Annotated in this window: 5 protein-coding genes; 3 read left to right on the top strand and 2 right to left on the bottom strand. The window is 64.7% G+C overall.

The genetic code is table 11. From position 1 onward, the window contains the following. Together AC1DSN_RS12175 and AC1DSN_RS12170 are read right to left on the bottom strand one after the other, a co-directional pair. Positions 1-562 (bottom strand): NAD kinase (locus tag AC1DSN_RS12175; RefSeq protein ID WP_477330874.1); only part of this gene is annotated, 562 nt, incomplete at its 3' end. A gap of 158 nt (positions 563-720) precedes the next feature. Next, entirely contained in the window at positions 721-5,640 is a 4,920-nt protein-coding gene (locus AC1DSN_RS12170) for an NAD-glutamate dehydrogenase (protein ID WP_477330872.1), read from the bottom strand. Between the two features lie 268 nt (positions 5,641-5,908). On the opposite strand from AC1DSN_RS12170, the gene AC1DSN_RS12165 reads away from it, so the two are divergent. The 3 genes from AC1DSN_RS12165 to AC1DSN_RS12155 all read left to right on the top strand — a co-directional run. Beyond that, complete coding sequence (locus tag AC1DSN_RS12165) at positions 5,909-6,565, top strand: TetR/AcrR family transcriptional regulator (protein ID WP_477295592.1); 657 nt, start codon at positions 5,909-5,911, stop codon at positions 6,563-6,565. After that, complete coding sequence (locus AC1DSN_RS12160; RefSeq protein WP_477295594.1) at positions 6,562-7,809, top strand: efflux RND transporter periplasmic adaptor subunit; 1,248 nt, start codon at positions 6,562-6,564, stop codon at positions 7,807-7,809. The genes AC1DSN_RS12165 and AC1DSN_RS12160 overlap by 4 nt, the downstream gene beginning before the upstream one ends. A gap of 11 nt (positions 7,810-7,820) precedes the next feature. Further along, positions 7,821-11,097, top strand: a 3,277-nt coding sequence (locus tag AC1DSN_RS12155; protein WP_477330870.1) for a multidrug efflux RND transporter permease subunit, incomplete at its 3' end; no start/stop codon positions are given.

Raw genomic sequence — 11,097 nt, 5'->3', positions numbered from 1 at the left:
GAATGGCGCCACGCCAGCGGCGCGGGCGGAAGGGACTGATCGGCGTCAGCGCGAGCACATTCGCGTCGAGCGGCAGGATCGGGCCGTGGGCCGACAGGTTGTACGCGGTGGAACCGGCGGGAGTGCTGACCAGGATACCGTCGCAGACCAGCTCGTCGAGCTTGACCTCACCGTTGAGGCTCACGCGCATGTGCGCGGCCTGGTTGCTCTGGCGCAGCATGGCGACTTCGTTGAAGGCAAGCGCACGGTGCTCGGCGCCGTCGCAGCAGGTGCTGTGCATCTCCAATGGATGCAACACAGCGGGATGCGCGCGCTCGATGCGCTCGGCGAGGGCGTCGAGATCGTGCTGATTCATGAGGAAACCGAGGCGGCCCAGCTTCATGCCGTAAAACGGCACGCCAAGCGTTCGGTAAGTGTGCAGCGTGCGCAGCATGAAGCCGTCGCCGCCGAGCGACACGATGATCTCGGCGTCCCCGGGTTCCACACTGCCGTAACGCTTCACCAGGGCGGTGCGCGCACGTTGGGCGACGTCGGTTTCGCTGGCGACAAAGGCTAAGCGCATGGATGTCGGTTTGAAAGGACCAGCGGGGAGCTTAGTCCTTCGGGCGGGAGAACGGCTAGGTGTTAAGGGGTGTCGCTAGCACCCATCGCCGCTGAAGCGGCTCCCACACTGCTGTAGGAGCCGTTCAGCGGCGATGGGTGGAACGCGACACCACAGGATCAGACCGGAATCTGTGCCAGCTGGGCCAGGCGACGGACGGCGACCGAGGCGATCGGGTAGTCCGCGTTCTGGGTGAGGATTTCCGCAAGCATCGCGCGGGTGTACTTGAGCGTGGCATCGTCACGCTGCAACCAGGCCTGGACCGGGCTGACATCCGTGCGATCACCGGCGACCGAGATCACCTGCAGGGCAAGGGCACGATGCTGGGCGTTGAGCTCGTCCAGCAATGAACCGCGCGCTTGTGCGTGCCATGCGCCTTCCACGTTGAGCGCTTCGATCTGGCCACGCAGCCACTCGAGGTCGAGGGCTTCGGCCAGTTCGTAGAACACCTTGGCTACCGTAGCGATGTCCTTGCCGCTCTGCTTGGACACTTCGACCATGTCCAGTGCCGGACGCAGCACGGACACGCGCGCCAGGCGAACAGCCAGCGTGTCCGGCACGCCCAGGCCTTCCCACTTCTCCTGGCTCGCGGCGAAATCGCCCCGGCCGGTATTGGTAAGGCCATCAGGCAAGGCCTGACGCAGCACGCTCACTTCGCTGGCATAGCGGTCGACGTTGGCCGCGATGTCCAGCGTGCCGCCCGGACGATTGAGCAGCCAGCGGGTCAGGTGGCGCAACAGCGACCAGATCTGCAGGATCGCGTCGATCTGGGTGTCCTCGGCGACCGTGCCGTCGAGCGCTTCGATTTCGGCCCACAGTTCACGGGCATCGAGGATCTCGCGCGCAGCGGTGTACGCCTTGGCAATGGACGCCGGGCCGTGGCCGGTGTCTTCCTGCATGCGCATCATGAACGTGGCGCCCATGCGGTTGATCGTCGAGTTGGTCACCGCGGTGGCGATGATCTCGCGCTTCAGGCGATGGCGCTGCATGTGCTCGGCGTACTTTTCGTGCAGCGGCACGGGGAAGTAACGCACCAGCTCACGCGAGAGGTACGGATCTTCCGGCACGTCGGAATCCAGCAGCTGCTGGAACAGGCGAATCTTGTCGTACGACAGCAGTACCGACAGTTCCGGACGCGTGAGGCCCTGCCCACGGAGCTTGCGCTCGGTGAGTTCGGCAGCCGTCGGCAAGGATTCGACCGCACGGTCGAGCATGCCCTCGGCTTCCAGCGTGCTGATGAAGTGGGCCATCGAGCCCAGGCGACGCACCGACTGGTGCTCCATCACGGTGATGGCCTGGTTCTGACGGTAGTTGTCCCACAGCACGAGGCGACCGACTTCGTCCGTCATCTCGGCAAGCTGCTTGTTGCGGCCTTCGAAGGTGAGCTCACCACGCTGCACGGCGTCGTTGAGCAGGATCTTGATGTTCACCTCGTGATCGGAGGTATCCACACCCGCGGAGTTGTCGATGAAGTCGGTGTTGAGCAGCACGCCCGCCTGGCCGGCCTCGATGCGACCCTTCTGGGTCATGCCCAGGTTGCCGCCCTCGCCTACCACCTTGCAGCGCAGCTCGTTGCCGTTCACGCGCAGCGCATTGTTCGCGCGGTCGCCCACGTCGGCATGCGTTTCACTGGTGGCCTTGACGTAGGTGCCGATGCCGCCGTTCCAGAGCAGGTCTACCGGCGCCTTCAGGATCGCCGAAAGCAGGTCGGTCGGCGCCATGTGCGTGGCGTCGCTACGAATGCCGAGGACAGCCTTGATTTCCGGCGACACCGGCACCGACTTGGCGCTGCGCGGATACACGCCGCCACCTGCCGAGATCAGCGACTTGTCGTAGTCGTCCCACGAGGAACGCGGCAGCGCGAACATACGCTGGCGCTCGACGAAGGACTTCGCCGCGTCCGGATTCGGGTCGAGGAAGATGTGGCGGTGATCGAACGCGGCGAACAGGCGGATCTTCTCCGACAACAGCATGCCGTTGCCGAACACATCGCCCGACATGTCACCCACGCCGACCACGGTGAAGTCTTCGGTCTGGCAATCGCGGCCCAGCGCGCGGAAGTGGCGCTTGACCGACTCCCAGGCACCCTTGGCCGTAATGCCCATGCCTTTGTGGTCGTAGCCGTTCGAACCGCCGGAGGCGAAGGCGTCGTCGAGCCAGAAACCGTGCTCGGTCGAGATCGCGTTGGCGATATCGGAGAACGTGGCCGTGCCTTTGTCCGCGGCGACCACCAGGTAGGGGTCGTCGTTGTCGTGGCGAATCACGTCGTGCGGCGGAACCACCTTGCCCTCGACCAGGTTGTCGGTGATGTCGAGCAGGCCGTTGATGAACATGCGGTAGCAGGCGATACCCTCGGCCAGCTGCGCATCGCGATCGCCACCCACGGGCGGACGCTTCACGAAGAAGCCACCCTTCGAGCCGACCGGCACGATGACCGTGTTCTTCACCATCTGCGCCTTGACCAGGCCAAGGACTTCCGTACGGAAATCCTCGCGGCGATCGGACCAGCGCAGGCCACCCCGTGCGACCGAGCCGAAGCGCAGGTGGATGCCTTCCACGCGCGGTGCATAGACGAAGATTTCGCGGAACGGCACCGGCTTGGCCAGCTCGGGCACCTGGTGCGAATCGAACTTGAAGCTCAGGTACGGACGGTACGCGCCGTCCCACAGCTGGAAGAAGTTCGTGCGCAGGGTAGCGTGGATCAGCGAGATGAAGCTGCGCAGGATGCGGTCTTCGTCGAGGCTGGAAACGTTATCCAGCAGCGCGTTGAGGGCTTCTTCGACCGCCGTGGCCTGCTCGGCGCGCGGACGGCCGAGCGACGAAACGAGATTGCCGATCAGGCCCGGCTGCGTGGCCAGCGTTTCCGGTCCGATGAGCGCATGCATCTCGTGCGAAAGCAGACTTTCCGCGCGCTCGCGCTCGGCGGGGTCGAGGCTTTCGCGGCGTGGGTCGAAGCGTGCGTTGAACAACTCGACGATCAGGCCAGCGATAGCCGGGTAGTGATTGAGTGCATCTTCCATGTACGCCTGCGAGAAGGCGACGCCGGTCTGCAGCAGGTACTTGGTGTAGCTGCGCAGGATAGCCACCTGGCGCCAGCCGAGCTTGGCACCGAGGACAAGACGGTTGAAGCCGTCATTCTCGGCATTGCCGCGCCAGATCTGCTCGAAGGCATCCTCGAAGATCGAGCCAACCTGCTCGACATCGAAGGCGAGACGGTCGACCGGCTGCACTTCGAAGTCCTGGATGAACAGCGCGCTGTCGGCGAGCTTCAGTTCATACATGTGCTCGGTAAGCACGCGCAGGCCGAGGTTTTCCAGTTGCGGCAGCACTTCGGAAAGCGCGATATCGGACCCGGACCGGTAGACCTTGAAACGCAGTTCTTCCGGACGGTTCAGCGGATGGTAGAACGACATGCTGATCGCGTCGGGGCCATCCAGGCCAGCCAGCGCCCGCACATCGGCGGCCGCCACGTGTGGCGCCACTTCGTCCACGTATCCGGCAGGCAACGCCTTGCCGTAGCGATTGGCCAGGATGATGCCCTGCTGTTCGCCGGCGGTTTCGATCAGGCGGTCGCGCAGCTCGTCGTTCCAGTTGCGCGCGATCGAGGCGATCTGCGCCTCCATGGAGGCCGCGTCGTAGACCGGGTGGTCGCCGATACGGGGACGAACCACCACGTGCAGGCGAACCAGAGCCGCCTCACCCATCAACACCGCGGAATCCACATGCTCGCCATGGAAGGCTTCACGCAGGACGCCTTCCACGCGCTCGCGCACGGCCGTATTAAAGCGGTCGCGCGGAATGAACACCAGGCAGGAGAAGAAACGACCGTAACTGTCGCGGCGGATGAACAGGCGCGTGCGCGTGCGCTGGGCGAGCTCGAGCAGGCCGATGGCCAGGGCGTAGAGTTCGTCGGTGCTGCACTGGAAGAGCTCGTCGCGCGGCAGGGTGTCGAGGATATGGCGCAGCGCCTTGCCCGAATGCGAGTCCTGCTTCAGGCCGGAGCGAGTCATCACCGCTTCGCACTTGTCGCGCACCAGCGGCACGTGCTGCGGGTGCGCCATATAGGCATTGGACGAGAACAGGCCGAGGAAGCGCTGCTCCGCGACCGGGCGGCCCTTTTCGTCGAACTTGAGGACGCCGATGTAGTCCATGTAGCCCGCGCGGTGGATCGGCGAGCGCGCATTGGTCTTGGTCAGGATGATCGCATCGGTGGAACCCGAGCGCGGCAGCTCGCTGGCGACCAGGGTGCGCAGCGAGCGCGGTGCGAGCGAACGCTCCGCCGCGCGCAGGATGCCCAGGCCCGAGCCCTCGACCGTCCTCAGGACGTCATCACCCTCGCCGTGGGCCACTTCGTATTCGCGGTAACCCATGAAGGTGAAGTGGTTGTCGGCGACCCAGCGCAGGAATTCCGTGGCTTCGCGCACTTCGTCCGCCGTGTACGGCAGGGAGCGCTTACCGAGGTCGTCGGCCACCTCGTTCATTTTGGCGCGCATCGCACGCCAGTCGTCCACCGTCTCGCGTACGTCAGAAAGGGCAGTTTCGAGGTTGGCCTTGACCGTATCCAGCTCGGTGTCATCGAGGCGGTCGATCTCGAAACGCATGATCGACTCGCTGCTTTCACCCGAGCCGATGGCTTCAAGCAGACCGGCAGYGGAGCGGACCACCGGCACGACCGGGTGGATGATGACCTGAATGTCCGCATGCGCGGCGGCCACCATGGAAACGGTGTCGACCAGGAAGGGCATGTCGTCGGTGACGACCTCGATCACCGCGCGGCTGCCGGAAACGCCGGGATTATAGACGCGGACCTTGGCCTTGCCCGCCTGGCGCTCGCGCGCGAAGGTGAGCAGATCGGCGATCAGGGCAGCCCAGCGATCCGGCGCGTGCAGCGCGTAATCGGTCGGCGCGATGCGCTCGAAAAAAGCTTCGATAAAAAAGCGCGCCTCGTTGAGGCGCTCTGCGGGGTAGCCGATCTTCTTCAGTTCATCGAAAACAACGGCGTGGAACTGGCCGTCTGCTGCGGCGCGAATCGCATTCATGGGCGGATATCGATGTGGGGAGAGAGAGGAAAACCGTCAAAGCATAGCTCTCACCCATGGCATGTAGCCACACCATCGCGTACTCGTCGTTGGCGCTTTTTCAGTGCGCCGCGACATATTGCACAACCTCCCACGAGGCGAAGCGTGCATGTTCCCCACCCGCGCCGGAGTGCAACGCAACAATTCGCACGCGAATGTTGTTCATGACCGTTGACGGTGGTCCGAGGGAGATTCTAAACTGGACGGTATAGTCCAGCAGGTATACGAAATGACGAACCTGGATCCCCGGCCGACTTCCGATCGTCAGCAACGGGTGCTCCAGGCGGCTTGTGCGTTATTCCTGCGTGACGGTTACCGCGTCAGCATGGGCGCCGTGGCACGCGAGGCGGGCGTGTCCAAGCAAACTGTGTATGCGCACTTCGAAAATAAGGACACCCTGTTCCACGCTGCCGTCGAACAACTTGTCTTACCCCTGCACGCCACCCTCACCCCGGAAAGTCGCGGCCTGAGCAACACGCTCATCGCGCTGGCCAGGGCGCACCAGACCTACGTGACAGACCAGGTACACGTGGCGCTGGGCCGGATGCTCATCGCGGAAGCCCCGCGGTTCCCGGCCGCGGCGCGAACGTTTTTCCGGACCGCGATCGATACCGTCGCGACCCGGCTGGCCGGTTGCATGGCTGAAGCGATGGACCATGGAACGATGCGCCGCGAGGACCCCGAGGTCGCCGCGGAACTGTTCCTTTCCATGCTTCACGGGCTCGAAGGGGATCGCCGCCTCTTCGGCATCCATGCGAGGGGACAAAAGGCACAGGACGACTGGGCGCGACACGCGGTAACTGTATTTATGCATGCGTACGACATCCTCCCGGATGCCACGGCGCTTACGACAAAGAAACCTGGAATAGGAACGGAGTTCTCATGAATCCCCTGCCCCTGCGCACCCCCCTGCTAGCCCTCGGCCTCGCCGCCGCGCTTGCCGCCTGCCACAAGCAGGAAGCACCACCGGCGCCGCCCCCGGCCCCGGTCGGCATCATCAGCGCCCAGCCGCAGACCGTTCCCCTGATCCAGGATCAGGTCGGACGCATCTCGGCCCTGCGGACTGCCGACGTACGCGCCCGCGTACCCGGCATCCTGCTGAAGCGACTCTATGTCGAAGGCACGGATGTGAAGGCCGGCCAGAAGCTGTTCCAGATCGACCCGCAGCCGCTTACGGCCGAACTGAACTCGCAGCTCGCCCTGCTGGCCTCGGCGAAAGCGACGGCGGCCAACAACAAGGCCACCGCTGACCGCAACCGCGGCCTTATCGGCAAGAACTACGTGTCCCGGCAGGATCTGGACACCGCCGAGGCCGCCCAGCGCACCGCCGATGCTGCGGTGAAGCAGGCGGAAGCCAACGTCCAGGCAGCCCGGATCAACCTCGGCTTCACCGACGTGGTCTCGCCGATCGACGGCCGCGCCGGGCAGCAGCAGGTCACCGAGGGCGCCCTCGTGGGCCAGGGTGACACCACCCTGCTGACCCAGGTCGACCAGATCGACCAGCTCTACGTGAACTTCAGCATGTCGGTCACCGACCTCGACACCATGCGTCGCGCTGCCGCCTCGGGAGACGCCACGCTGTCGCCGACCGACAAGTCCACGGTGAGCATCCAGCTACCGGACGGCTCGGACTACAGCGAGAAGGGCATGCTCGACTTCTCCTCGGCCACGGTGAACCCACAGACCGGCACGGTGAACCTGCGCGCCCAGCTCGCCAATCCCGATGTACGCCTGCTCCCGGGCCAGTTCGTGACGGTCAAGGCCAACCTGGGCAACCTGCATAACGTCTACCTGGTTCCCCAGGCGGCCGTGCTGCGCGATCCGGGCAGCGCCTATGTGCTGGTCGTCGGCGAGGCGAAGGCAAAGGATCCGCAGACGGGCGAAGAGAAGACCATCCCGTCGGCCGCCGTGCGCCGCACGATCGTCGCCGACCGCATCAGTGGCGGGAACTGGGTCGTGACCGGTGGCCTCAAGCCGGGCGACAAGATCATCGTCGACGGCCTCGCCAAGGCGAAGGAAAACGCGCCGGTGAACCCGTCCCCGGCCAAGGCCACGCAGGACGCCGGTGCTCCCGGCGCCCCCGCTCCGGCAAAGGCAGCCTCGTCGGCCGCCCCCGCCGGTAAGCAGTAAGGGAGTTACCCATGCCGACTTTCTTCATCGACCGCCCCATCTTCGCGTGGGTCGTGGCGATCCTGATCAGCCTTTGCGGCACGATCTCCCTGCTCAACATGGGTATCGAGTCGTACCCGAACATCGCCCCGCCACAGGTCGTCGTCACCGCGACCTACCCGGGTGCGAGTGCGGATACGACCGAAAAGACCGTGACGCAGGTGATCGAGCAGCAGCTGACCGGTATCGATCACCTGCTCTACTTCAGCTCCGCCTCCAGCTCCAGCGGCACGGCGACCGTCACGCTGACGTTCGAGACCGGTACGGATCCGGACATCGCCCAGGTCCAGGTGCAGAACAAGGTGTCGCTCGCGACGCCTCGCCTGCCCGCGGAAGTGACCCAGCAGGGCGTCGTGGTGGCCAAGTCCAACCCCGACTTCCTGATGTTCGTCGCGCTGACCTCGAACAATCCGGCGATCGACGGTAACCGACTGACCGACATCGTCTCCTCGCAGGTGCTCGACCAGATCGCCCGTATCCCGGGCGTGGGCAGCACGCGCCAGCTGGGTGCCGAATACGGCATGCGCGTCTGGCTCAACCCGGACAAGCTGCGTGGCTACGGCCTGTCGGCCACGAACCTGCGTGACGCGCTCAGCACGCAGAACGTGCAGTTCGCCGCCGGCTCCATCGGTACCGATCCGGCCACCAACGGCCAGGGCTTCAGTGCCACGGTGTCCGCGGAAGGCCGCTTCACCTCGCCGGAAGAGTTCTCCAACATCATCCTGCGCGCGAACAACGACGGCACCGTGGTCCGCCTCAAGGACGTCGCACGCGTCGAGCTCGGGCCGCAGACCTACGGCTTCAATGCCCAGTGGAACGGCACGCCCACCGGCTCGTTCGGTGTGCAGCTGCTGCCCGGCGCGAACGCGCTGGACGTCGCCAACGCCGTCCGCGCCAAGATGACGGACCTCGCCAAGAGCTTCCCGGACGGCGTCACCTGGTTCGCCCCGTACGACACGACGCAGTTCGTGACAATCTCGATCACGGAAGTGGTGCATACCCTGGTCGAGGCGATCATCCTCGTCTTCCTGGTGATGCTGCTGTTCCTGCAGAACTTCCGCGCCACGATCATCCCGACCCTGGTCATCCCGGTGGCCCTGCTCGGCACCTTCCTGGGTCTGTCGCCGCTCGGCTTCACCATCAACCAGCTCACCCTGTTCGGCATGGTGCTGGCCATCGGTATCGTGGTCGATGACGCGATCGTGGTGATCGAGAACGTCGAACGCATCATGTCGGAAGAAGGGCTGTCGCCCCCGGCAGCCACGCGTAAGGCGATGGGCCAGATCACCGGTGCCATCGTGGCGATCACCGTGGTGCTCGCGGCGGTGTTCGTGCCCTCGGCCCTGCAGCCGGGCGCGTCGGGCATCATCTACAAGCAGTTCGCGCTGACGATCGCGGTGTCGATGGGCTTCTCGGCCTTCCTCGCCCTCTCGTTCACGCCGGCGCTTTGCGCGACGATCCTCAAGCCGACGCACGGCGAGCGGAAGAACGTTGTCTACCGCAAGTTCAACCAGGTCTTCGACAAGGTCCAGCACACCTACTCCGGCCATATCAGCGGCGCGATTCGTCACGCCCCGCGCTGGATGATCGTGTTCGTCCTGATCGCCGTACTCTGCGGCTTCCTGTTCGCCAGGCTGCCGACCAGCTTCGTCCCCGACGAAGACCAGGGTTACGCGCTGGCCATCGTGCAGTTGCCGCCGGGTTCGAGCATCGCTCGTACCGAGCATGTGATGAGCAGCGTGAAAGGTATCGTTCTCAAGGATCCGTCCATCGAGGGCGTGTTCGCGATCTCCGGCTTCAGCTTCGTGGGTACCGGTGAAAACGTCGGTATGGCCTTCATCAAGTTGAAGGACTGGGACACCCGTGACTACACGGCCACCCAGATCATCCAGCAGTTGAACGGCAAGATGCAGGGCGTGCGCGATGCCACGATCTTCGTGGTCAACCTGCCCACGATCCGCGGCCTGTCGCAGTTCGGCGGTATCGACATGTACCTGCAGGCACGTGCCGGCCAGTCGCGCGCGGAACTGACCCAGGCCCGCAATGCCCTGCTCGGCGCGGCCGCGCAGAACAAGGCCCTGGTAGGCATCCGTCCGAACACGCTGGAAGATGCACCGCTGCTGCAGTTGAACGTGGACCGCACCCAGGCTCAGACCATGGGTCTGAACGTCAGCGATATCTATACCGCGATCCAGCTCACGCTGGCCCCGGTGTACATCAACGACTTCCAGTACGGCGGTCGCGTGAAGCGCGTGATGCTGCAGGCGGATGCGCCGTACCGCATGGGTACGGATGCCTTCGCACACATCTTCACGCCCAGCACCCTGGCGTCCTCCACCTCGACATCGGCCACGACGGGCTCCTCCGTTGCCAGCGCGTCCACCACTACAGACAGCTCGATGATCCCGCTGTCCACCGTGGTGCATTCGAACTGGACGATGGCCGCACCGACGCTCAACCGCTACAACGGTTACTCGGCCGTGGAAATCGTCGGTAACGAGGCCCCCGGGTTCTCCACCGGCCAGGCGATGGGTGTCGTCGAAGGCATCGTGAACGACAAGCTGCCGAAGGGCTTCGGTTATGACTGGACAGGCCAGTCGTACCAGGAAATCCTCTCCGGCAACTCGTCGACGATGCTGCTGGCGCTGTCGATCGTGATCGTGTTCCTCTGCCTTGCCGCGCTGTACGAGAGCTGGTCCATCCCGGTCGCCGTCCTGCTGGTGGTGCCGCTCGGCATCCTCGGTACGGTCGTCGCCTCGATGCTGCGTGGCCTGCCGAACGATATCTACTTCAAGATCGGCATGATCACGGTCATCGGCCTGGCAGCGAAGAACGCCATCCTGATCGTCGAGTTCGCGGTGGAGAAGCAGCAGGAAGGCAAGACCCTGCGCGACGGTGTGGTCGAGGCAGCCCGCCTGCGACTGCGCCCCATCCTGATGACCTCGCTGGCCTTCATCCTCGGCGTGTTCCCCCTGGTGATCTCCACGGGTGCAGGTGCGAACTCCCGCCACTCGATCGGCACGGGCGTCATCGGCGGCATGCTCTTCGCCACCTTCCTCGGCCTGCTGCTGATTCCGGTGTTCTACGTCAGCGTTCGCCGCATGCTGGGCGACAAGCTCGACGAGGTCTCGCACACGATGCCGCACGTCGGTCATGATGACGACAACGATCCGCACGGTGGTGGTGGCAACGGTCCGCACGATGGTGGTCCGACCAACCTCGAGCCGCACGCACCGAACGTCGGTGATG

The sequence above is a fragment of the Luteibacter sp. P4_D7_3 genome (genome assembly GCF_056401735.1).
The sequence above is the reverse complement of the archived record's forward strand: the minus strand, read 5'-3'. Positions and strand labels throughout refer to the sequence as shown.

Excerpts from the sequence above, each read along its gene's own strand:
- AC1DSN_RS12165 (WP_477295592.1), top strand. The coding sequence starts at position 5,909 with ATGACGAACCTGGATCCCCGGCCGACTTCCGATCGTCAGCAACGGGTG.
- AC1DSN_RS12160 (WP_477295594.1), top strand. The coding sequence starts at position 6,562 with ATGAATCCCCTGCCCCTGCGCACCCCCCTGCTAGCCCTCGGCCTCGCC.